This is a genomic window from Pseudomonas sp. MYb193, from assembly GCF_002966775.1.
Taxonomy (GTDB): Bacteria; Pseudomonadota; Gammaproteobacteria; order Pseudomonadales; family Pseudomonadaceae; genus Aquipseudomonas; species Aquipseudomonas paracarnis.
Genome location: NZ_CP023269.1, coordinates 2709832 through 2731299, shown reverse-complemented (window position 1 = coordinate 2731299; position 21468 = coordinate 2709832). Strand labels below are relative to the sequence as shown.

Here is a 21468-nt window from a genome sequence, read left to right as displayed (position 1 = left end):
TGCCCTAGAGCACGCTGCCCATGGCCTTGATCAACACCGGGTCACGCGCATAAATATCCGGCGCGTACACCAACTCGCCCTGGCGATCCACTTCTACGGTCCAATACCCCAACAGCACCGGTACCGGCGTGGCCAGCCTGAATTCATGAGTTTCGCCGGTCGCCAGCAGCTCATCGGTGCGGGTGCGTTCGGCGGGCGTTACGAGCAGATCGCGCAATAACAACGGTTGCTCGACCCGCACGCATCCCGAACTGAACGCCCGTGGGCCCTTGGTGAACAAGGGCTGGCTGGGGGTGTCATGCAGGTACACCGAATACGGATTGGGAAAGCGCATCACAATCTTGCCCAGCGGGTTACGCGGGCCGGCCTGCTGGCGCAGCAGGATATTGCCGGGGCGTGCCCAGTCGACTTGGTCGGGGGTCAATGGGTGACCTTCGGCGTCGAGCACTTGCAGGTTTTGCTGGCGCAGGTATTCAGGGTTGAGGCGGATGGCGGGCAGTTTGTCCTCGCGCATGATGGTCGGCGGGATGGTCCAGGTGGGGTTGAGGGTCAGCCGAGTGATGCGCGATTTGAGCAGTGGTGTCTGGCGTTCGGCACGGCCTACTTGCAGGCGGGTTTGCCACACCGGGATGCCGCTCTGGTACACGCTCAGTTGTGCGGCGGCCACATTGACCACGACACCTTCAGGCTCCAGGTCCTGGGCCAGCCAGCGGAAGCGCTCCAGGTTGATGCGCAGCTGTTCACGACGCACCGCCGGGCTGATATTGAGTTCGGCCACGGTGCCGGCGCCGACCACGCCGTCGGCCTGCAACGAGTGGCTGAGCTGGAACGCTTTCACCGCTTTGACCAGTTCGCCCTGGTATTGCTTGCCGTTGCCGCTGGGCAACTGGGCCAGGTAGCCACCGCTGTGCAGGCGCCGCGCCAGTTCCGGCACGCGGGGGTCGTTCATCCCCGGGCGCAACAACGCGCCCTCGGCGACCGGGTCCCAATGGGGCAGCGGTTGCTGGCGCACGCCGGCGTAGGCATTGCGCAGGCTGCGATACAAATCGGCGCTGGGCCGCGCCTGATCGAAGGCTTGGGCCATGTCTTGCAGGCCGGTGGCGGCGAACGCCAGTACCTCGGTATTAGGATCGCCGCTGGGCGGCTGTGAATGCCATAGAGGCTCAAAACGCGATTGCTGCAGGCGCCCGTAATGCAAATCTTGCAGGGCTTGCAGGTACTGCTGGCTGTTGGCGATATCGCTGCACAGCACGTTGGCCGTGGCATCCGCCGCAGGCAAGCTATAGTGGATGGGGTCCAGGCCATCGTCGGCAAGCATCAGCAACTGGCTGTGCAAGGCTTGCCGGCGTTCGTCAGCCGACCACAGCGGGGCATCGCCCTGCTGCTGATAAAAGGCTTGCAGGCGCACCAACGCGGCGGCATCGATACGCGGCGCAAGGTGCGGGCAGACACTGGTCAACTGCGCCAACGCCTGTTGCAGTGGCGCCAGCGCGACCGGTGCAGGGGTGGTGACGGGCAATGGCTCCACCGGCAGCGTTTCGGCTGTAGCGACCAATGGTGCAACGAGCAGGCAAATGCTCAAGTAACATGCGTGTTTTTTGAACAATTGACTTAGCTCCACTCCACAGCGGGGACTCGACTGTAGATGCTGACTTTTATACGCCTGCTCAGGCTAACCAGCCTGGGCTTGATCGCTGGGTGCCTGGCTTTATTGAGCAATGTTGCGCTCGCCGCCAATGGCACCTCTCCTTCCCTGTATAGCAGCCTGGCGCGCTCGGCTCCAGAACTCAATCCCACCGTACTGAAAAGCGCCCTGAGCGCCGTGCAGTGCGCGGTCAATAACGGCGAGGAACGTTCCGATCGTCTAGCGGTTATTGACTACTCCCAGCCCTCGACCGCCCGTCGCCTGTGGATCTTCGACCTGCGCAAAAAGACCCTGGTATTGCGCGACCTGGTGGCCCACGGTGCCAAGTCCGGGGAAAACTTCGCTACCCAGTTCTCAAATCTCGAGGGCAGCCACCAGTCGAGCCTGGGGTTGTTCCGCACCCAGGAAAGCTACCTGGGCGCCCATGGCTACTCGCTGCGCATGGACGGTCTGGAACCCGGCTTCAATGACCAGGCCCGCGACCGCGCCATCGTGATTCATGCCGCCGACTACGTCAGCCCCTTGTGGAGCAAGCGCGAAGGCCGCATCGGCCGCAGCCAGGGTTGCCCGGCCGTGCGCCCGCAAGTTGCCCGTCAAGTGGTGGACAAGCTCAAGGACGGGCAGTTCATGTTTTCGTGGTACCCCGACCAGCGCTGGCTGAAGTCGTCGACCTACCTCAATTGCAAACCCCAACAGGTGGCGAGTAGTCGTACAATCCGTGGCGGATAGCCTGTCCCCATAGATAAAAGAGAGCGTCGCATGCTTCTACACACCTCCACCTGGATCGAAATCGGGCAGTTCCTGGAACGCAGCCGCACGGTGGTGATTCCCATCGGTTCCAACGAGCAACATGGCCCCACCGGCCTGCTGGGCACTGACTGGATGTGCCCGGAGATCATCGCCCACCACGCCCAGAAGCACGCCGATATCCTGGTCGGCCCGACCTTCAATATCGGCATGGCCCAACACCACCTGGGCTTTCCCGGCACCATCTCCCTGCGCCCTTCCACCTTTATCGCCGCAATTGGCGACTGGGTGCGCTCGTTGGCCGGGCATGGTTTCGAAAAGATCCTGTTCCTGAACGGCCACGGCGGCAACATCGCCACGATTGAAGCGGCGTTCTCCGAGCTGTACGCCGAAGCCAGCTTCGCCCGCCGCCCGGCCGGGTTCGCGCTGAAGCTGGTGAACTGGTGGGACCTGGAAGGCGTCACTGACCTGGCCCAGCGTCAATTCCCGGTCGGGCATGGCAGCCACGCCACGCCGTCGGAAATTGCCGTGACGCAGTGGGCGTATCCGGACGCGATCAAGTCTGCCGACTACTCACCACGAATTGCCAACACCGGCCCGATCCGCGAGGCCCTGGACTTCCGGGCGCGCTTCCCTGATGGCCGCATGGGCTCTGACCCGGCGTTGGCCACCGTGGAGAAAGGCGGTGAGTTGGTGGCGTTGGCGGCGCAGGGATTGATCAAGACTGTCGACAGCTTCAGCAACGAAGCCAAACCCTGATCCAAATGGGGCCAATACCCTGTAGGACGTTGCCCCCGCCCACATTTGCATTTGCGTTGTGCCTGGTTTTATCTGCAATCCTGTGCGGCCTGCTCCAGCCGCGATGGCTTGATCGCCGAAGCCAGCGGCTTGCGCTCGTAAAGGAAGACCTTGGTGCCGTCCTGGGACTTGTAGGCCTCCAGCACATCATCGGCGGCAATCTTGCTGGTCAACAGCACCTTGGCGTGGCGCGAGTTCTGGGTGACGGTCGAGGTGATGCCGTGCTTTTCCAGCTTGGGCAATACGCATTGCACATAGCCGTCGGGGGTCTTGTTGGTTTGCAGGGTCAGTGATGGGGCATTGGGCGCCGTGATACAGCCGGTCAGCAATAACGAAGCACAAGCCAGGGCCGGGGCGAAGAAAGAGCGCATAAACATTCCTGAAAATAACCAAAAAGGGTTCACAACCATTCGCGGGTCAACCTGCGCGAACCAGGGCCTTGAGCGACGCATCGAACTGCTTCAGGGCATCTTGCTGTACATCGCGTTGTTGCTCGATCAGTGCAGCAATCTCCGGCGCCGCCTTGTCGTGCACCCACACTGACGGCACGTGCTTGTCCACCGAGCCTTCGGCCTTGGCGATAAACTGCAGGTTCGCGTCGTAGAAGCGTGCGACAAAGCGTGCTTCGACCCGGTCATTACGCTGGGTCAGCAATTGGTTATGGGTATCGAGCACCACAACCACATCCGGGTGCGCCTGCACCAGGGCATCCAGGCTGCTATAGACCGTCACCGAGAGAAAAGTGCCCTGCAACGAGTGCATCAACCAGTCGATCGCCAGTTCCGGGTCGGAGCTGTTGACGAACGCCTCGCGAATTCGCCCATCCAGGGCATCCTTGGCGCCGTTCAGCGCCATGGCGTGGTAGCGTTCAAGGTAGCTGAGGTTGTCGCGGGTGTTTTCACTGAACAACACCCCCACCGACTGGGCACGCTGCAGGGAGTCTACGCTACCCACCAGTGGCAGCAAATGGCCTGTACGCACTTCATCGGCCATCGCCGGGGTGGTCATGACCGCGGTGCCCAGCATCAGGGCCATCAAAGCCAACTGGATAATCGTCCTCATCGCGCATTTTCCTTGGGCTGCGTCTCGATGTGCAGATTCTGCGCGTTTGGCGAAAAAACAGAACTTGTGATCCTTGATGGTGACTATCATTTGAACCGATAGTGTCAGGCCGCCCATAAAATCTATAAGGACCCCGCCATGAAGCCCTACCAGAAAATCTTCGATCGTATCCGCGAGGCAGTACTGCCAGAGTTTCGCGAGCGAGTCGCCGACTACCTGGTCGAGTACGAAACCGTGCTGCTGGACTCACACGCCGACGCTGCAAAAGGCAGCGCCAGCGCTGAGCAACTGCGCGGCTACTTGCGCGGTTTGAACACCATGCGTGTTCTGGGCATGGCCGATTGGGAAGACCTCGACCGGCGCGTTGCCCAGCAGGCAGAGCTAGAGCGCGGGCCGTCGCAGCTCGACCCACTCGCGCACTGACGGCCGCTGCCACTGGCGTTGCGCGTAGGCCACCAGTTGCGCTGGCACCGGGTCGCCATTGAGGATCAGGCGATTGAGCATCACCGCCAGGTCCACATCGGCAATCGACCACTGCCCGCACAGGTACTCACGGTTATCCGCCAGCAAGGCTTGCGCCGCGCTGATCAACTTGGTCGCGGCGGCTTGAGCCTCTGCTGACAACGGCGGCCTCTTCTGCCCGCAGAACACCACCAGCGTCGAGCGCTCCTGGCGAATCGGCAGCAAGTCGCTGCGCAACCACGCTTGAACCTGTCGCGCCCTCGCCCGCTGCTGCACATCCGCCGGGTACACGCTGCTCTCGGGGTAGGCCTGGTCCAGGTACTCGGTGATGGCCGAAGACTCCGACAGCGCAAAATCACCGTCCAGCAGGGTCGGCACTCGCTGGGTCAGGGAGCGTCGGGCGTAATCTGCCGCCTGGTTCTGCCCGGCATCGAGGTCCAGGGTGAGGGTCTCGAACGTCAGGCCTTTTTCGCGCAAGGCGACAAACACCGACATGGCATAGGGGCTGGTGAACAGCGAATCAACGTAGAGGTGCAGCGGGCCTTGGCTCATGGGCAATCTCCTGGTGTGAGCCATCACGCTACGAGATCCGGGCCGATAAAGACAATGCAGGGTTTTTATGGGGGCATTCCTGGCGGGAATAGCGCGGCTAGTGGCAATATTATGGCTACCGCTGATTTTCAAGGAAGGAACAGCACATGAAACAAGCAGTTGTGGTTATCCACGGCATCGGCGAACAGCGCCCAATGGACACCTTGCGCGGCTTTGTCGAAGCGATGATCCCCACGGACACCACCGACGGCAAACCTCTGTACTGGAGCAAGCCGGATCGGCTGTCGCGCAACTTCGACCTGCGCGTACTGAAGTCCTCGGGCCGTACCTCGACGGATTTCTATGAGTACTACTGGGCCCACAAGATGCAGGGTACCAAGCTCGGCCATCTGCTGGGCTGGCTGTGGGATATCTTCAAGCGCCCGCGTCGCGACATTCCCGAGGCCATCGTACCGATCTGGCGCAGCACGCGCTGGACGGTGCTGGTGTTATTGCTGCTGGTTGCCAGCGGTACATTGGCCACGGCCTGGGGCCAATTGCCCCCCAGCGACAACCCTTTCGCCTTGATCCCCCTGCTGCTCGCGGCCATGGGACTGGGGCTGCGCTATTCGGCTCTGGCGTACCTGGGAGACGCCGCACGCTACCTCAGCCCCAACCCGCAGAATGTGATGGTGCGCGAGCAGATCCGTGCTGATGGTGTAGGCCTGCTGCGTGCCCTGCATAACCAGGGTGACTACGAGCGCATCATCGTCGTGGGTCACAGCCTGGGCAGCGTGATTGCCTATGACATCGTCGGCTACCTCTGGCATGAGTACCACGACCAACTGACCCAACTGATCCCCAGCAACCGTGAGCTGGCGGCCCGTTATGCCAACCGCGAACCGCTGCAATCGGTGGTCAAGGATGCCCTGCCCGCCGCCGGCGCCTTGCTGGACGGCAGCCTAAGCAGCCTGTTGAATTTTCGTCAGCAACAGGCCGAGGCGTTTGTCGAACAACGCGGCCTGGGCAACCTGTGGCGCATCACCGACCTGGTCACGGTCGGCAGCCCGATGGCTCACGCCAGCCTGTTGCTGGGCCGCAGCGTCAGTGACTTCAAACAGCGCATGGAACGTCGCGAAGCCCCGGCCTGCCCGCCGACCGAAGACACCCAAGGCTACGGCTACAACGCCCGCCAACCGCTGATGCTCGGCCAAAAGCCCCTCACCCCGCACTACCTGCACCACGCCGCAGCCTTTGCCGTCACGCGCTGGACCAACCTGTACTTCCCTGCCCCCTTCGGCCTGTTCGGCGATATCGTCGGCGGCCCGGTCAAGCCTGTGATGGGCGGCGGCGTGCTGGACTTGCCGGTGACCGTGGGCAACGGCAAAGGCTGGCTGGCCAAGTCCTGGCTCAGCCACACTCACTATTGGAGCGAACGCGGCGGTGCCCAGGGTTACCTCGACGCACTGGGCAAGGATGAACAGGCGATCACCCAAGGCCCGCGTCCTTCAGCCACTGAAGCGTTGCGTTGGGCGATAGACCTCAAGGGCGTGCGGCGGTTTCGCCGTATCGCCACACCGCAGAGCCTGGCGCCAGAACACGCCTAACCGGCGAAGCCACCGGCCTTGAGGAAGGCAAGTTCTTCATCGGTGCTCGCCCTGCCCAACACCCCATTACGATGGGGAAACCGCCCGAACCGCTCGATGATGTCGGCATGCTCCTTGGCCCAGTGGTAGGTGCTGGCATCCAACTGCTGGTTCAGGGCCAGGGAGCGTTGCTGGTCCTGCGGGTCTTCCGAATGTTCAAAAGGCAAATAGCAGAACGCGCGCAACTGAGGTTCAACCTGTTGATCCAATCCCGCGTCCACCATCTTTCGCGCATACAACCGCGCCAGCGGGTCGGTGGCGAACATATGCGCCGTGCCGCGAAAGGCGTTGCGCGGGTACTGATCCAGCAGGATCAATAACGCCAGCGCGCCATCCGCCGTGGTCAACCAATCTTCGAGTTCACGCCGTGCAGCCTGCATATGAGCCGCGTTGAATCTATCGCGAAAGTCCCTATCGAACCCCTCGTCCTTGGCAAACCAACGCTTGGGCCCCGCCTGTTTCCAGAACGCGATTACAGCTTCGGCCGAGTGTGGGGTCATGCTTGTCATCAGTGCCTCGCTTAATGTTATAGAATAACGTCAATATTTTGCCTGCGTGTGATCCTTAACTTATGACTGACGCTATGACTTTACGCAAACGCCTGCTCTCCATCGACGCCCTGCGCGGCCTGGTGATCCTGTTCATGTTGCTGGACCACGTGCGTGAAACCTTCTTGCTGCACCGCCAGGTCAGCGACCCCATGAGCATAGACAGCACCGAGCCTGCGTTGTTTTTCAGCCGCACCCTGGCCCACTTGTGCGCGCCGGTGTTTGTGCTGCTCACCGGATTGTCGGCTTGGCTGTACGGCCAGAAATATCAGGGTCGTCGCGACGTGTCGGCATTCTTGTTCAAGCGCGGGCTGTTCCTGGTGGTGCTGGAATTTACCCTGGTCAACTTCGCGTGGACCTTCCAACTGCCGCCCAGCGTGATCTACATGCAAGTGATCTGGGCCATCGGTATCAGCATGATCGCGCTTGCCGCGTTGGTCTGGCTACCGCGTGCCTGGCTGATCGGCTTGGCGCTGGTGATTATCGCCGGGCACAACCTGCTCGATGGGCTGCACTTCGCACCGGTTTCGATGTTGCATGTGCCGTGGGCCATCCTGCATGAACGCACCTGGATTGAAGTCTCTGAAAACCTGCGCCTGCGCACCACCTACCCGGTGCTGCCATGGATCGGTGTGATTGCCCTGGGTTACGGCCTCGGGCCATGGTTTGCCAACGCCACGCTGCCGGCTGTGCGTCAGCGTTATTTACTGGTCGCAGGGGTGGGCGCGTTGGTGGGCTTTGGGTTGTTGCGAGCGCTCAACGGCTATGGCGAGCAGCCTTGGCAGGCGTATGACAGCAGCGTGCTGACGCTGATGAGCTTTTTCAATATCACCAAGTACCCGCCTTCGTTGTTGTTCCTGGCGTTGACCCTGGGGATTGGCTTGCTGTTGCTGCTGGCGTTTGAACGCGCCGGGCATAAGCGCTGGATCGGTGTGCTGGCAGTGTTCGGCGCGGCGCCGATGTTCTTTTATCTGTTGCACCTCTATGTATTGAAAATACTCTATGTGGCTTGCGTTGCGTTGTTTGGCCTCAACCATGGCACTTACTTTGGCTTCGACGATATCGGTGCGGTGTGGTTGGCAGCGCTGCTGTTGCCGATTGCCCTGTACTTGCCCGTGCGTTGGTTCGCCGGCCTGAAAACACGGCGGCGAGACCTGGCGTGGCTCAAATACCTCTGACCTGATGCAGGCAAATTGTGCGGGGCGGTGTGTCAGTCACTGAATGTTTAACTGGACTACCGCTATCGCAGGCAAGCCAGCTCCCACACTGGTTACGCATCGCCCACATAATCAGCGCCTGCCACGGATCCCCTGTGGGAGCGGGCTTGCCCGCGAAAGCGGTGTGTCAGCCACTAAATATTCAACTGAACCACCGCTTTCGCAGGCAAGCCAGCTCCCACACTGGTTACGCATCGCCCACATAATCAGCGCCTGCCACGGATCCCCTGTGGGAGCGGGCTTGCCCGCGAAAGCGGTGTGTCAGCCACTAAATATTCAACTGAACCACCGCTTTCGCAGGCAAGCCAGCTCCCACACTGGTTACGCATCGCCCACACAATCAGCACCTGCCACAGATCCCCTGTGGGAGCGGGCTTGCTCGCGAAGGCGGTGTGTCAGCCACTACTGCTGTGACTGAAAGACCGCATTCGCGAGCAAGCCCGCTCCCACAGTTTTAACCGCGCCAGGCTCAGGAATCAGGCCAGTTCAGCACGCAGCTGTCGGGCCGCGGTGACCATATGAATGAGCGCCGCTTCAGTCTCCGGCCAGCCCCGCGTCTTCAAGCCGCAATCGGGGTTCACCCATAAGCGCTCTGCCGGAATCCGCTTGGCGGCCTTGCGCAGCAAGTTGGCCATTTCCGAGGCATCCGGCACCCGTGGCGAGTGGATGTCGTAGACCCCCGGGCCGATCTCATTCGGGTAGGCGAAGGCTTCGAACGCGTCGAGCAGCTCCATGTCCGAGCGTGAGGTTTCGATGGTGATCACGTCGGCATCCATGGCGGCGATGGACTCGATCACATCGTTGAACTCGCTGTAGCACATGTGGGTGTGGATCTGGGTTTCATCGCCCACGCCACTCGCGCACAAACGAAACACTTCAGTCGCCCAATCCAGGTAGTGCTGCCACTGCGCCTGGCGCAACGGCAAGCCCTCACGAAAAGCCGCTTCGTCGATCTGCACGATCTTGATGCCGGCCGCTTCCAGGTCCACCACTTCGTCACGAATCGCCAGGGCCAGTTGCCGGGCCTGCACTTCGCGGCTCAGGTCTTCCCGTGGGAACGACCACATCAACATGGTCACCGGGCCTGTGAGCATGCCCTTCATCACCTTGTCGGTGAGGCCTTGGGCATAGCGAATCCACTCCACGGTCATGGCTTTCGGGCGGCTCAGGTCGCCAACAATCACTGCGGGTTTCACACAGCGCGAACCATAGCTCTGCACCCACCCAAACCGGGTGAACGCGTAGCCATCCAGTTGTTCGGCGAAGTACTCAACCATGTCGTTACGCTCGGCTTCACCGTGCACCAACACGTCCAGGCCAAGGTTTTCCTGCACCTCGACAGCGTGCTTGATCTCACTGTGCATGGCTTCGACGTATTCGGCGTGGCTCAACTTGCCGGCCTTGTAGGACTGGCGCGCCAGGCGGATCGAAGCGGTCTGTGGAAACGAGCCGATGGTGGTGGTCGGGAACAATGGCAGATCAAGCCCGGCTCGCTGTTTCACGATGCGCTGGGCAAACGGCGACTGACGCTGGCTGTCCCGTGCAGTGATGGCCGCTACACGAGCTTGAACGGCAGGCTTGTGAATACGTGGCGATGCAGCGCGAGCTGCCTGTACTGCGCGGCTCTCAGCCAGGGCGGTGAGTACGCCAGGGGCTTGGGGCTGATCGACGGCCTTGGCCAGTAGCGCCACTTCCGCGCACTTCTGCACGGCGAAGGCCAGCCAGCTTTTCAGTTCGGCATCCAAATGGTCTTCCCGTTCCAGGTCCACCGGGCTGTGCAGCAGCGAGCAGGACGGCGCGACCCACAGGCGATCGCCCAACTTCTCATGGGCATGCTGCAAGGTGGCCAGGGCTTTTTCCAGGTCGCAACGCCACACATTTCGGCCGTTGACCACGCCCAGGGACAGCACCTTGTACGCTGGCAGGCGATCGAGGATGGTCGGGTACTGGTCCGGCGCACGCACCAGGTCGATATGCAGGCCATCCACCGGCAGGTTGGCAGCCAGGCCAAGGTTTTCTTCCAGGCCGCCGAAGTAAGTGGCCACCAATTTTTTCAGCGGGTCGCGCTGGATCAGGTTATAGGCGCGCTCAAAAGCGTTCTTCCAATCCTGAGGCAGATCGAGCGCAAGGATTGGCTCGTCGATCTGCACCCACTCCACGCCCAATTCGGCCAGGCGCTGGAATATCTGGCCATACAGCGGCAGCAGTCGCTCGAGCAGGTCGAGCTTGTCGAAGTCAGTGCCCTTGGCCTTGCCCAGCCACAAATAGGTCAGCGGGCCGATCACCACGGGCTTGACGCTGTGCCCCAGGTCGAGGGCTTCCTGAACCTCTTCGAAGAGTTGGTCCCACGCCAGGTGGAATTGCTGATCGACGCTGAACTCCGGCACCAGGTAGTGATAGTTGGTGTCGAACCACTTGGTCATCTCCTGGGCATGGGCACCGCCGCAGCAGCTGTCACTGACGCCACGCGCCATGGCGAACAAGGTATGCAACGTGGCCTGGCCATCGGCCGGCCGGAACCGCTCAGGGACCACGCCGAACATCAGCGAGTGGGTCAGCACTTGGTCGTACCAGGCGAAATCACCGACCGGCAACAGTTCGATGCCGGCTTGCTGTTGCAGGGCCCAGTGGGTGCTGCGCAAATCACGGCCAACGGCGCGCAGGCCGGCTTCGTCGAGCTCACCCTTCCAGAACGCTTCCTGCGCTTTTTTCAGTTCACGATCGCGTCCAATGCGTGGAAACCCGAGGGAATGAGCGACTGCCATGACTTACAACTCCGATGGTGTGATTGATGGCGGTCATTGTCGGCAGAGGGGTGTCTTGAGACAAACTCATTCTGTTCTAGATCATCACAAGATTTACTCATGTTCAGGTAAGCAGGATATTCGCGGCGCTATTGTTGATGTGTGGGGTGCCAGAACAGCCGTCATCGCGGCCTCGCTGAGGCTCGAGCGCTCCCACAGGAGGCGGCATGATTCTTATGAACGGTCATACTTACGCCCTATGCTTAACGTGGCGCGCAAAATCCGCCGGCTAACCTTTCGATCTGTTCCAAGTGCGGGCACAATGCGTGTCCTTTTTTGGCAGGCACCGCCGCAGGCTCTCAAAAATGATCAAAACGCCGTACTACCTCATCGATAAACAGAAGCTTCTGGTCAACATGCAGAAGATTGCCTACGTGCGCGAACAGTCCGGCGCCAAGGCTCTGCTGGCGCTCAAGTGCTTTGCCACCTGGTCGGTATTCGACTTGATGCAGCAATACATGGACGGCACCACCTCGTCGTCGCTGTATGAGCTCAAGCTCGGTCGCCAGAAGTTCGAAGGCGAAGCGCACGCCTACAGCGTGGCCTGGGCCGACGATGAAATCGAAGAGATGCTGGAGAACTGCGACAAGATCATCTTCAACTCCATCAGCCAGCTTCAGCGTTTTGCCGAACGCAGCGAAGGCAAGACCCGCGGCCTGCGTGTGAACCCGCAGGTGAGCAGCTCTGACTACCTGCTGGCCGACCCGGCGCGCCCGTTCAGCCGCCTGGGCGAGTGGGACCCGGTGAAGATCGATGGCGTGATCGATCAGATCTCCGGCTTCATGTTCCACAATAACTGCGAGAACGGTGACTTCAGCCTGTTCGACAAGATGCTCGGCACCATCGAGGAACGCTTCGGTGAACTGCTGCACAAGGTCAAGTGGGTCAGCCTCGGCGGCGGCATCCATTTCACCGGTGAAGGCTATGCACTGGATGCATTCTGCGCACGGCTCAAAGCGTTCTCCGAGAAGTACGGCGTGCAGGTCTACCTGGAACCCGGCGAAGCGGCGATCACCAACAGCGCCTCCCTGGAAGTCACCGTGCTCGACACTCTCTACAACGGCAAGAACCTCGCCGTGGTCGACAGCTCCATCGAAGCCCACCTGCTGGACCTGCTGATCTACCGCCTCAACGCCAAACTGGCGCCGAGCGAGGGTGAACACACCTACATGGTGTGCGGCAAATCCTGCCTGGCCGGGGACATCTTCGGCGAGTATCAATTTGATCGTCCGCTGGCCATCGGCGATCGGCTGTCGTTCATCGACACCGCAGGCTACACCATGGTCAAGAAAAACTGGTTCAACGGCCTGAAAATGCCGTCCATCGTAGTGAAACAACTCGACGGTACAGTCGAGTTGGTTCGTGAATTTGGTTACGACGACTACCTGTCCAGCCTGTCCTGAGCTGGCGGATAAAGGAGAGATAAAGCAATTGAAAAAGAACGTTCTTATCATTGGTGCAGGAGGTGTCGCCAAGGTGGTGGCCCACAAGTGCGCGCAGCACAACGACGAACTCGGTCGTATTGCTATCGCGTCGCGCAACATCTCCAAATGCCAGGCCATCATCGACAGCGTCAAGGCCAAGGGTAGCCTTAAGGTTCCCGCCGATATCCAAGCCTTCGCGCTGAACGCCCTGGACGTGGAAGCGACCAAGGCCCTGATCCGCGAGACCGATTCGCAGATCGTCATCAACGTCGGCTCCGCCTTCCTCAACATGTCGGTACTGCGTGCCTGCATCGACACGGGCGTGGCTTACCTCGACACCGCCATCCACGAAGAGCCGGGCAAGGTCTGCGAGACCCCGCCGTGGTACGGCAACTACGAGTGGAACCACCTGCAAGAGTGCAAACAGAAGAACATCACCGCCATCCTTGGCGTGGGCTTCGACCCAGGTGTCGTCAACGCGTATGCCGCGCTGGCGCAGCAACAGCATTTCGACCGCATTGATTCGATCGACATTCTCGACGTCAATGCCGGCTCCCATGGCAAATACTTCGCCACCAATTTCGATCCGGAAATCAACTTCCGCGAATTCACCGGGCAGGTGTGGAGCTGGCAGAACAGCCAGTGGACCAGCAACACCATGTTCGAAGTCAAACGCACCGACGACCTGCCGGTAGTCGGTTCGCAGAACCTCTACCTCACCGGCCACGATGAAGTGCACTCGCTGTCGAAAAACCTCGACGTGCCCAACGTGCGTTTCTGGATGAGCTTTGGCGAACACTACATCAACGTGTTCACCGTGCTGAAAAACCTCGGCCTGCTCTCCGAACAGCCGGTCAAGACCGCCGAAGGCCTGGAAGTGGTGCCGCTGAAAGTGGTCAAGGCCGTGCTGCCCGACCCGTCTTCGCTCGCCCCGGGCTACACCGGCAAGACCTGCATCGGTGACTTGGTCAAAGGCACCAAGGATGGCCAACCGCGTGAGATGTTCATCTACAACGTGGCTGATCATGAAGAGGCCTATGCCGAGACCGACAGCCAGGGCATCTCCTACACCGCAGGCGTACCACCGGTAGCCGCTGCGCTGCTGGTGGCGCGTGGCGAGTGGGATGTGAAGCACATGGCCAACGTCGAGGAACTACCGGCCGAGCCGTTCCTCAAGGCGCTGGATGTGATGGGCTTACCGACTCGGATCAAAGACGAGAACGGTGATCGGGCCTGGGATGCGACGCCCTGATAGGCCATAGCTGACCGAGCAAAAGAATGCGCCCCAAGGGGCGCATTTTTTGTTTTGGCTCACCTACAGCTCGAAGAACAATGAGGATCAAAATGTGGGAGCGGGCTTGCCCGCGATGGCGGCGTGTCAGTCAATGAGTCTGTCACTGAACCACCGCTTTCGCAGGCAAGCCAGCTCCCACACTGGTTATGGGTTGCCCACAGAATCGGCACCAGGCATAGATCCCTGTGGGAGCGGGCTTGCCCGCGATGGCGGCGTGTCAGTCAATGAGTCTGTCACTGAACCACCGCTTTCGCAGGCAAGCCAGCTCCCACACTGGTTATGGGTTGCCCACAGAATCGGCACCAGGCATAGATCCCTGTGGGAGCGGGCTTGCCCGCGATGGCGACCTGTCAGTCAATGATTCTCCAACTGAGCCACCGCTATCGCAGGCAAGCCAGCTCCCACACTGGTTGTGGGTTGCCCACAGAATCGGCACCAGGCATAGATCCCTGTGGGAGCGGGCTTGCCCGCGAAGGCGGCGTGTCAGTCACTGAATATTCAACTGAGCCACCGCTATCGCAGGCAAGCCAGCTCCCACACTGGTTATGGGTTGCCCACAGAATCGGCACCAGGCATAGATCCCTGTGGGAGCGGGCTTGCCCGCGAAGGCGGCGTGTCAGTCACTGAATATTCAACTGAGCCACCGCTATCGCAGGCAAGCCAGCTCCCACACTGGTTGTGGGTTGCCCACAGAATCGGCACCAGGCATAGATCCCTGTGGGAGCGGGCTTGCCCGCGAAGGCAGCGTGTCAGTCACTGAATATTCAACTGAGCCACCGCTATCGCGGGCAAGCCAGCTTCCACAAAAATAAAGATCTCACGGTCTCAAAACACCGACCACCCAATCCGCTCACTCAACAATTCCAATGCCTTCATCCCCGCCAGCGAATTGCCCGCTGCGTTCAGCTCCGGCGACCACACGCATACCGTGAACTGCCCCGGCACCACCGCGACGATCCCGCCGCCGACCCCGCTCTTGCCCGGCAGGCCCACGCGGTAGGCAAAATTGCCCGCCTCGTCATAAAGCCCGCTGGTGGCCATGATCGAGTTCACTTGCTTGGTCTGGCGCGCCGTCAGCACCTGCTCGCCACTGTGGGCACTCACGCCTTCATTGGCCAGGAAGCTGAACGCTCGGGCCAGGTCCAGGCAGCTCATCTGCAACGCGCAATAGTTGAAGTAGCTGTGCAGCACCGCGTCCACATCGTTATGAAAGTTGCCGAACGACTTCATCAGGTAGGCCATGGCCGCATTGCGCGCACCATGCTGGGCTTCAGATTCGGCCACGACGCTGTTGACCAGGATCTGCGGGTTGCCCGACAGGCGCCGTACAAAGTCGCGCATCGACAGAATCGGCACGGCGAAGCGCGACTGGTTGATGTCGCAGATCACCAGCGCGCCAGCGTTAATAAAGGGGTTGCGCGGGCGGCCACGTTCGAATTCCAGCTGCACCATGGAGTTGAACGGCTGCCCCGAGGGCTCATGGCCCAAGCGCTCCCAGATGGATTCGCCGCCATGGTCGATGGCCTGCACCAGGCTGAATACCTTGGAAATGCTCTGCACCGAAAACAGCGTGTCGGCATCACCGGCGCAGTAGGCCGCGCCATCGTTGCCGTATACCGCGATGCCGAGTTGGTTGGCGGGCACGTCGGCCAGCGCGGGAATGTAATCGGCGACTTTGCCGAGGCCGATCAAAGGGCGCACTTCGTCGAGGATCGACTCCAGCAGCGCCTGCATAGCTTGTCCTGTCATCTTTGTTCGAATCAGTGGTAAACGAGGCGCGGAGGATACTTCAGTGGGCGCGCAACACCCACACAATCTCTACCACCCGTTCGGCAATCACCACGTAGATCAGGATCAACAACAGTTGCAACGCCAAGTGATAACGCAATTTGGCCAGGCGGCGAATGCCGTCGCTGACGTTCAACAGCATCAGCACCGTGGACAGCACAATCAAGCCCCAGCCCGCGACGCTGGAGGCGAAGATACCGATCAGCAAGTCGCGCGGCCCCACTAGCGCGTTGGTCCCCGCCGCAAACAACAGCGCGCAGACCAACAGGTTTTTAACATTGTCGAAAATCTGCGTGCTCAGGTCGTTTTCCAGCAACGCCAGGTACCGCGTCCATAAAGTGCGCATGCTTGAGTACCGAGTGGGAAGGCTCGTCAATCAAGGTAGTTCAATTGTGGACGCTGTCGAGCTTTGGCCAGGCTCAGAAATACGCCACATCCGACACTTCTGCATCCAGCACATCCTGCGCCAACGCCCAGGCGCGGTCCTTGGACTCCACCACCAGCAGCGGGTAGCCCCAGGCCTTGCCGAACGTCACGGCAAAGGGCTTGAGGGCCAGGCGCTTGGCAGTGCTGGGCTCCACTTGGATCATGCCTTTGACGTAGGCGCGCAAGGCAGCCTTGTTTTTCTTCATCCAGATAGACGCGCGCTTGCGCTCTTCCTGAGCATGTTCGTGATTGTTCTCATCCACGGCTTTTTCGTGCAGCAGCAAGAAGGGCTGCTCACGGGCCAGCAGGCGTTCGAAAATCAGGAAGGCATCTTCCGGCCCGCCGTCGTCAGGCGCGTCGAAAAAGATTTTCACCACCGGGAAAGTTGAACTGTCGAGTCGCATGGCAAAGCTCCTTTGATGAGATTGGTTCTCATCATAGGGCGCGTGACGCTGGACAGCATTGCATAGAATAGCCAGAATATTTCGCAATCCAGCCAAGGCAGTTATCAGCATGGTTCATCACCGCCTCGACCAGTACGACCCCTGCCGGGTCCGCGACGCCGCCGCGATCCCTCGCTCGATTGTTGCAGTGGGCGCCTCGAGTACGTCCGAACGCTGGGAACATACCCCTCACCACCATCAACACGGGCAATTGATCTACACCTTGCGCGGCGTGGTGCATTGCGTGATCGAGGCGGGTATCTGGATCGTGCCGCCGCAATGCGCATTGTGGATTCCCGGCGGTGTGACCCACGCGGCCCGTGGCGCTGGCGAAGCAGATGTCTATTGCCTGTTGATCAACCCGGACGCCGCCAGCGCCCTGCCCCGGCAATGTTGCACGCTGTCGGTGTCGCCATTGCTGCACGAATTGATCGGCAAGGCGGTCAGCTTCCCGCAGCTCTACGACGAAGACGGCGCCCAGGGCCGGCTGGTGGCGACGTTACTCGACGAGTTGGCCCTGGCCCCCATCGAAGCCTTGCATTTGCCGATGCCCCAAGACCCCCGCTTGCATCGGCTGGCCAACAGCTTATTGGCCAACCCCGGCGATAAATCTACCTTGGGCGAATGGGCCGTGCGCATCGGCATGAGCGAACGCAGCATGACCCGCCTGCTGCTGGAAGAGATCGGCCTGAGCTTCGGTCGCTGGCGCCGGCAGTTGCATGTAATCCTTTCACTACAGCGCCTGGCCAACGGCGAGAGTGTGCAGAGCGTGGCGCTGGACCTGGGTTATGAAAATGCCAGCGGGTTTATCACCATGTTCCGCAAGGCCATGGGCCAACCGCCAGCCCGTTACCTGGCGGACCGTGCCAGTACCGTCGGGCCGCACAGCAACGCGTCAACTATCGCCTTGACGTGAGGTTTTGATGATCGTTCCCACGCTCTGAACTGACCCGACTCAGTTCTTGTAGTCGGTATCGGTACGCTCAAGCTGGCGCACCAGCGCACTCCAATGCCGCGCCACGCCCGGGCCTTCGCCATTGCTGAACACCTTGGCCTGCTGCTCGACCTTGGCCACCACCTCAGCCGGTGGGAAGGTCAACTCGGCATTCCCCGCTGCCTGTGCCGCAATCTGGATGTTGCAGGCCCGCTCCAGGCATTGTAGTTGCTGGAAGGCATGCTCGACGCTGACGCCGCCCGTCAACAAGCCGTGGTTACGCAGGATCATCACACTCTTGTCGCCCAAATCCGCCACCAGCCGTTCACGCTCGTCCAGGTCCAGCGCCACGCCTTCGTAACCGTGGTAAGCCACACGCCCCGAGAATGCGATAGCGTGCTGGGAGATCGGCAACAACCCCTGCTTCTGCGCCGACACCGCAATACCGTCGCGGGTGTGGGTGTGCAGCACCGCTTGCAAATCATGGCGTGCGCCGTGAATGGCGCTGTGGATCACATAGCCGGCGTAGTTGATCCCCAGGCCCGTAGGGTCATCGACAAGGGTGCCGTCCAGATCGACCTTGACCAGGTTGGAGGCGCTGATTTCGTCGAACAACAGCCCGAAAGCATTGATCAGGAAATGCGCCTCGGGCCCTGGCACCCGCGCCGAAAAATGCGTGTAGATATGATCGGTCCACTTGTACAACGCCGCCAGTCGGTAGGCCGCGGCCAACTTGACCCGCACCTCCCACTCTTGCGGTGTGACCCGCTGGCGCACATTGCTCAAGACACTGGAAATCGGCGTGACGCTACTCATGGCAAATCTTCCTGGATGACCTAAGGGACTTCCAGGCAAGACTAGGGGATGGTCATAAATAATAAAAAGCACATTTTAATCTAAGCTAATTATTATATTTTTTTATAAAAAATAGCAGTGGCAGCTTTCAGGCCGCCACAGGATCTCGTTCCTTTTCCACCGATCAACTCAGCAGGTTCAACGCCCGTTGTTGAGTTTCTCGTTGATTGCATCCGTTTGCCGTTCAATGTCCTTGATCGAGGTCGGCGTCACGACTTTGTCGATGGTTTCAGTCTTGGGGTTCGCAGGTTCAAGCGTCTGCCCTTTGGTGGCCTCGACATTACCTTTTTGCGCGTCTTCAGAGCTGACGGGGTCGGGGGTTTTATCGGCGGTTTTACGATCAGTCACAGTGCAATCCTCCTGGCAGTGGCAGGCCCCTGAGATGGCGGCCCTATGCAGCAGAACCCTGCGAATCCGGATTGGTTCAAGTCAATTGCCTCGTCTCACCGCTGGGCAAAAAAGCGCAAAAAAATTTAAACCTTTTACCCGCCTCTCGATTCAACAGTCAGGTAACGGCATCCCGCCATTTCCAAGGAGAGATACCATGAAAACTCGACTGATGAAACCGATGGGCCTTACCTTCATGCTGATTGCAGGCTCGATTTCCACCGCGATGGCGGCGACCTCCAACGACTTTGTCGACAACGCCGCCGAGGGCGGTATCACCGAGGTCGAAGCGGGCAAGCTGGCCCTGGAAAAAAGCAGCTCGGCGGACGTAAAGACCTTCGCCCAGCATATGGTCACAGACCATACCAAGGCCAATCAGGAACTGATGGCCCTGGCGAAAAAACTCGATATCGAAGTACCCGATGACGCTGCGCTCACCGACAAGGCGAAGAAAGCCATCCTGGAAATACGCGATGAATCCTTCGACAAGGCCTATGCCAACAACCAGGTAGCGGCCCATGAAAAAACCGTCGAACTGTTCAAGAAAGAAGCGGCCTCCTCGGACAATCCCGAGCTGAAAGCCTTCGCCACCAAGACCCTGCCCACCCTTGAAGCCCACCTGAAAATGGCCAAGGAACTGCAAACCAAATACGCCCATTAATCCATCCATGACCCAAGGAGACACTCGACCATGAGCTCGCAACTCAACGGCAAGCACATCCTCGTCATCACCTCCAACACCGGCATCGAGCGCGACGAGTTGCTCAAGCCTCTGGAGACGCTGCGTGGCTACGGCGCGACCGTAACGCACGCCTCCAGCAAAGGCGGCACTACCCAGACATTTGTCGGCGACACAGAAAAAGACCAGACCGTGGAATCCGACGTGCAACTGTCGGATGTTGTCAGCGCCGACTTCGATGCGCTGGTCATCCCGGGCGGTACAGTGAATGCCGATACACTGCGCCAGGATGCCGCCGCGCTGCGCTTGATCAATGAGTTCGTGCAGGCCGGCAAGACCATCGCGGCGATCTGCCACGGGCCATGGACCCTGATCGACGCTGGCGTGGTCAAGGGCAAAACCCTGACCGCCTATCAAAGCGTGCGCATCGACCTTGAAAACGCCGGCGCTGCCGGCGTGGTGGATGCCGAGGTTAAAGAGTGCCAGGCCAATGGCTGGACCTTGATCACCTCGCGTACGCCGGACGATCTACCGGCGTTCAATGAGGCGATTGCCAAGGCCGTCGGCGGCTGATCGGTTGACCGCAATGAAAACAGGCGCCCCATGGGCGCCTGTTTTTTATCACTCACCGCTTCAGCTTTTACGCTGCTGCGCCATTTCACGCTTGGGTCCGAACATCGCCCACGCAATCAACCCCAGCAGCGGCACGAACACCAGCACCACGACCCACAACCCCTTGGTCTCCCATCCGCCAGTGCTGCGCAAAACGATATTGATCGCCCAGAGTTCCAAGAGCAGCAGAACCACCGCCAATACGATCCAGATATACTCAATTTGCATGATTCACCTCCTGAAGTCTAAGCGTTAGGTCAAGCAGATGCCCCAAGGGTTCCATTAGAATTTTCCAGGCCACACTTTATGGCCGCCCCTTGCGCTGGAGCGTCAGCAACCGGTTGTGCGTTGTGCAACCTCAACGCGGCCCGACCATGCAAGCTGCACGACCTCCAAGCACACCGGAAAACACAACCAACTGATTTATAAGATAATTTTTAACAATAAAAGTTGGTACACCTGATGCAACCTTCCTCACCACGAGGCGTGCACTTCGACACGCCCGCATACCCCCCGTGAGGTTACCTATGAATGCCATCGACCTGCTCAAAGCCGACCATGAACGCGTCAAGACCCTGCTGACGCAGTTGAGCGAATCCACTGAACGCGGGGTAAAAAAGCGTACCGAGTTGTTGGCCAAACTCGAAATGGAGATCACCCTGCATACCCAACTCGAAGAAGAGATCCTCTACCCCGCGTTCAGAAAAGCCGGGGGCAAGGAACAGGACATCATGTACCACGAAGCCAAGGAAGAGCACCGTACCGTCGACTCGCTGGTACTGCCGGACTTGAAGAAAACCGACCCCTCGTCCACCGAGTTTTCCGGTCGCGTCAAAGTGGTCAAGGAGTTGCTTGAGCACCATATCGAAGAAGAAGAAACCGAGATGTTCCCTCAGGCCAAGAAACTGCTGGGTAAAGCGCTGCTCGAAGAGCTGGGAGCCGAGATGGAAGCGATGAAGGCCGCGCACAAAAAAGCCATGGCGAAAAAACCGCTGGCGGCGTAACGGCTACCTCCTCGCAGCAAGGTTCGCGCGCGCGCGACAGTGACCCACAGGCCCTGTCGCGCTATCGATTTGCACCGATGATTTCTCCTCGCTCACTCAGCGATCCGGCCGACCGAGCCGGCCTGGCGCCCCATGCTAGCGTGCCATTGCCCTTGGCAGTGG

At 60.0% G+C, this 21468-nt stretch carries 23 protein-coding genes; 11 read left to right on the top strand and 12 right to left on the bottom strand.

Annotated features, from left to right (window positions below; all coding sequences use genetic code 11):
* Nucleotides 1–4: 4 nt before the first annotated feature.
* Nucleotides 5–1606: a murein L,D-transpeptidase gene (locus CLM72_RS12595; RefSeq protein WP_105226666.1), complete on the bottom strand. Its 1602-nt coding sequence runs from the start codon at nucleotides 1604–1606 to the stop codon at nucleotides 5–7.
* Between the two features lie 39 nt (nucleotides 1607–1645).
* On the opposite strand from CLM72_RS12595, the gene CLM72_RS12590 reads away from it, so the two are divergent.
* Nucleotides 1646–2374, top strand: coding sequence for a murein L,D-transpeptidase catalytic domain family protein (locus tag CLM72_RS12590; RefSeq protein WP_105226665.1), 729 nt, complete (start codon nucleotides 1646–1648; stop codon nucleotides 2372–2374).
* A 30-nt stretch (nucleotides 2375–2404) separates the two neighbouring features.
* Nucleotides 2405–3151, top strand: a complete 747-nt coding sequence (locus tag CLM72_RS12585; protein WP_105226664.1) for a creatininase family protein — start codon at nucleotides 2405–2407, stop codon at nucleotides 3149–3151.
* 68 nt (nucleotides 3152–3219) lie between these two features.
* Here the strand turns inward: CLM72_RS12585 and CLM72_RS12580 are convergent, their stop codons facing one another.
* Complete coding sequence (locus CLM72_RS12580; RefSeq protein WP_034125705.1) at nucleotides 3220–3561, bottom strand: hypothetical protein; 342 nt, start codon at nucleotides 3559–3561, stop codon at nucleotides 3220–3222.
* Nucleotides 3562–3607: 46 nt separating this feature from the next.
* Nucleotides 3608–4252, bottom strand: coding sequence for an ATPase (locus CLM72_RS12575; protein ID WP_105226663.1), 645 nt, complete (start codon nucleotides 4250–4252; stop codon nucleotides 3608–3610).
* A gap of 138 nt (nucleotides 4253–4390) precedes the next feature.
* Here CLM72_RS12575 and CLM72_RS12570 point away from each other — a divergent pair, with 138 nt between their 5' ends.
* Nucleotides 4391–4675, top strand: coding sequence for a hypothetical protein (locus CLM72_RS12570; protein WP_034125707.1), 285 nt, complete (start codon nucleotides 4391–4393; stop codon nucleotides 4673–4675).
* Here the strand turns inward: CLM72_RS12570 and yfcF are convergent.
* Complete coding sequence (gene yfcF / locus CLM72_RS12565; protein WP_105226662.1) at nucleotides 4634–5266, bottom strand: glutathione transferase; 633 nt, start codon at nucleotides 5264–5266, stop codon at nucleotides 4634–4636. The genes CLM72_RS12570 and yfcF overlap by 42 nt on opposite strands.
* Nucleotides 5267–5412: 146 nt before the next feature.
* Here yfcF and CLM72_RS12560 point away from each other — a divergent pair, with 146 nt between their 5' ends.
* Nucleotides 5413–6852, top strand: coding sequence for a hypothetical protein (locus CLM72_RS12560; RefSeq protein ID WP_105226661.1), 1440 nt, complete (start codon nucleotides 5413–5415; stop codon nucleotides 6850–6852).
* Here CLM72_RS12560 and CLM72_RS12555 read toward each other — a convergent pair.
* Nucleotides 6849–7391 carry a DUF924 family protein gene (locus CLM72_RS12555; RefSeq protein ID WP_105226660.1) on the bottom strand — a complete coding sequence of 181 codons (543 nt, stop codon included), beginning with the start codon at nucleotides 7389–7391 and terminating at the stop codon, nucleotides 6849–6851. The two genes, CLM72_RS12560 and CLM72_RS12555, sit on opposite strands and share 4 nt — an antisense overlap.
* A gap of 71 nt (nucleotides 7392–7462) precedes the next feature.
* Here CLM72_RS12555 and CLM72_RS12550 point away from each other — a divergent pair, with 71 nt between their 5' ends.
* Nucleotides 7463–8617, top strand: a complete 1155-nt coding sequence (locus tag CLM72_RS12550; RefSeq protein WP_105226659.1) for a DUF1624 domain-containing protein — start codon at nucleotides 7463–7465, stop codon at nucleotides 8615–8617.
* 515 nt (nucleotides 8618–9132) lie between these two features.
* On the opposite strand, the gene metE is transcribed toward CLM72_RS12550, so the two are convergent.
* On the bottom strand, nucleotides 9133–11421 hold the full coding sequence (gene metE, locus CLM72_RS12545; RefSeq protein WP_105226658.1) for a 5-methyltetrahydropteroyltriglutamate--homocysteine S-methyltransferase: 2289 nt from the start codon (nucleotides 11419–11421) through the stop codon (nucleotides 9133–9135).
* Between the two features lie 344 nt (nucleotides 11422–11765).
* On the opposite strand from metE, the gene CLM72_RS12540 reads away from it, so the two are divergent.
* A complete protein-coding gene (locus tag CLM72_RS12540; protein ID WP_105226657.1) occupies nucleotides 11766–12863 on the top strand; it encodes a carboxynorspermidine decarboxylase in 1098 nt (365 codons plus the stop codon).
* A gap of 28 nt (nucleotides 12864–12891) precedes the next feature.
* Nucleotides 12892–14136 (top strand): saccharopine dehydrogenase family protein, encoded by a 1245-nt coding sequence (locus tag CLM72_RS12535; protein WP_105226656.1) that lies wholly within the window; start codon nucleotides 12892–12894, stop codon nucleotides 14134–14136.
* An 867-nt stretch (nucleotides 14137–15003) separates the two neighbouring features.
* On the opposite strand, the gene glsB is transcribed toward CLM72_RS12535, so the two are convergent.
* The 3 genes from glsB to CLM72_RS12520 form a co-directional block, all read right to left on the bottom strand.
* Nucleotides 15004–15912, bottom strand: coding sequence for a glutaminase B (glsB, locus tag CLM72_RS12530; RefSeq protein WP_105226655.1), 909 nt, complete (start codon nucleotides 15910–15912; stop codon nucleotides 15004–15006).
* Nucleotides 15913–15967: 55 nt separating this feature from the next.
* Nucleotides 15968–16312, bottom strand: a complete 345-nt coding sequence (locus tag CLM72_RS12525; RefSeq protein ID WP_103451477.1) for a hypothetical protein — start codon at nucleotides 16310–16312, stop codon at nucleotides 15968–15970.
* Nucleotides 16313–16385: 73 nt separating this feature from the next.
* Nucleotides 16386–16796, bottom strand: coding sequence for a hypothetical protein (locus CLM72_RS12520; protein ID WP_105226654.1), 411 nt, complete (start codon nucleotides 16794–16796; stop codon nucleotides 16386–16388).
* A 109-nt stretch (nucleotides 16797–16905) separates the two neighbouring features.
* Here CLM72_RS12520 and CLM72_RS12515 point away from each other — a divergent pair, with 109 nt between their 5' ends.
* On the top strand, nucleotides 16906–17751 hold the full coding sequence (locus CLM72_RS12515) for a helix-turn-helix domain-containing protein (RefSeq protein ID WP_105226653.1): 846 nt from the start codon (nucleotides 16906–16908) through the stop codon (nucleotides 17749–17751).
* A 39-nt stretch (nucleotides 17752–17790) separates the two neighbouring features.
* On the opposite strand, the gene CLM72_RS12510 is transcribed toward CLM72_RS12515, so the two are convergent.
* Together CLM72_RS12510 and CLM72_RS12505 are read right to left on the bottom strand one after the other, a co-directional pair.
* On the bottom strand, nucleotides 17791–18585 hold the full coding sequence (locus CLM72_RS12510) for a class II aldolase/adducin family protein (protein WP_105226652.1): 795 nt from the start codon (nucleotides 18583–18585) through the stop codon (nucleotides 17791–17793).
* Nucleotides 18586–18762: 177 nt separating this feature from the next.
* A complete protein-coding gene (locus tag CLM72_RS12505) occupies nucleotides 18763–18972 on the bottom strand; it encodes a hypothetical protein (RefSeq protein WP_034125717.1) in 210 nt (69 codons plus the stop codon).
* A 196-nt stretch (nucleotides 18973–19168) separates the two neighbouring features.
* Here CLM72_RS12505 and CLM72_RS12500 point away from each other — a divergent pair, with 196 nt between their 5' ends.
* Nucleotides 19169–19672, top strand: a complete 504-nt coding sequence (locus tag CLM72_RS12500; protein WP_105226651.1) for a DUF4142 domain-containing protein — start codon at nucleotides 19169–19171, stop codon at nucleotides 19670–19672.
* Between the two features lie 30 nt (nucleotides 19673–19702).
* Nucleotides 19703–20263 (top strand): type 1 glutamine amidotransferase domain-containing protein, encoded by a 561-nt coding sequence (locus CLM72_RS12495; RefSeq protein ID WP_105226650.1) that lies wholly within the window; start codon nucleotides 19703–19705, stop codon nucleotides 20261–20263.
* 60 nt (nucleotides 20264–20323) lie between these two features.
* Here the strand turns inward: CLM72_RS12495 and CLM72_RS12490 are convergent, their stop codons facing one another.
* Complete coding sequence (locus CLM72_RS12490) at nucleotides 20324–20530, bottom strand: hypothetical protein (protein WP_003191730.1); 207 nt, start codon at nucleotides 20528–20530, stop codon at nucleotides 20324–20326.
* A 299-nt stretch (nucleotides 20531–20829) separates the two neighbouring features.
* On the opposite strand from CLM72_RS12490, the gene CLM72_RS12485 reads away from it, so the two are divergent.
* Nucleotides 20830–21306 carry a hemerythrin domain-containing protein gene (locus tag CLM72_RS12485; RefSeq protein ID WP_003191732.1) on the top strand — a complete coding sequence of 159 codons (477 nt, stop codon included), beginning with the start codon at nucleotides 20830–20832 and terminating at the stop codon, nucleotides 21304–21306.
* Nucleotides 21307–21468 lie beyond the last annotated feature (162 nt).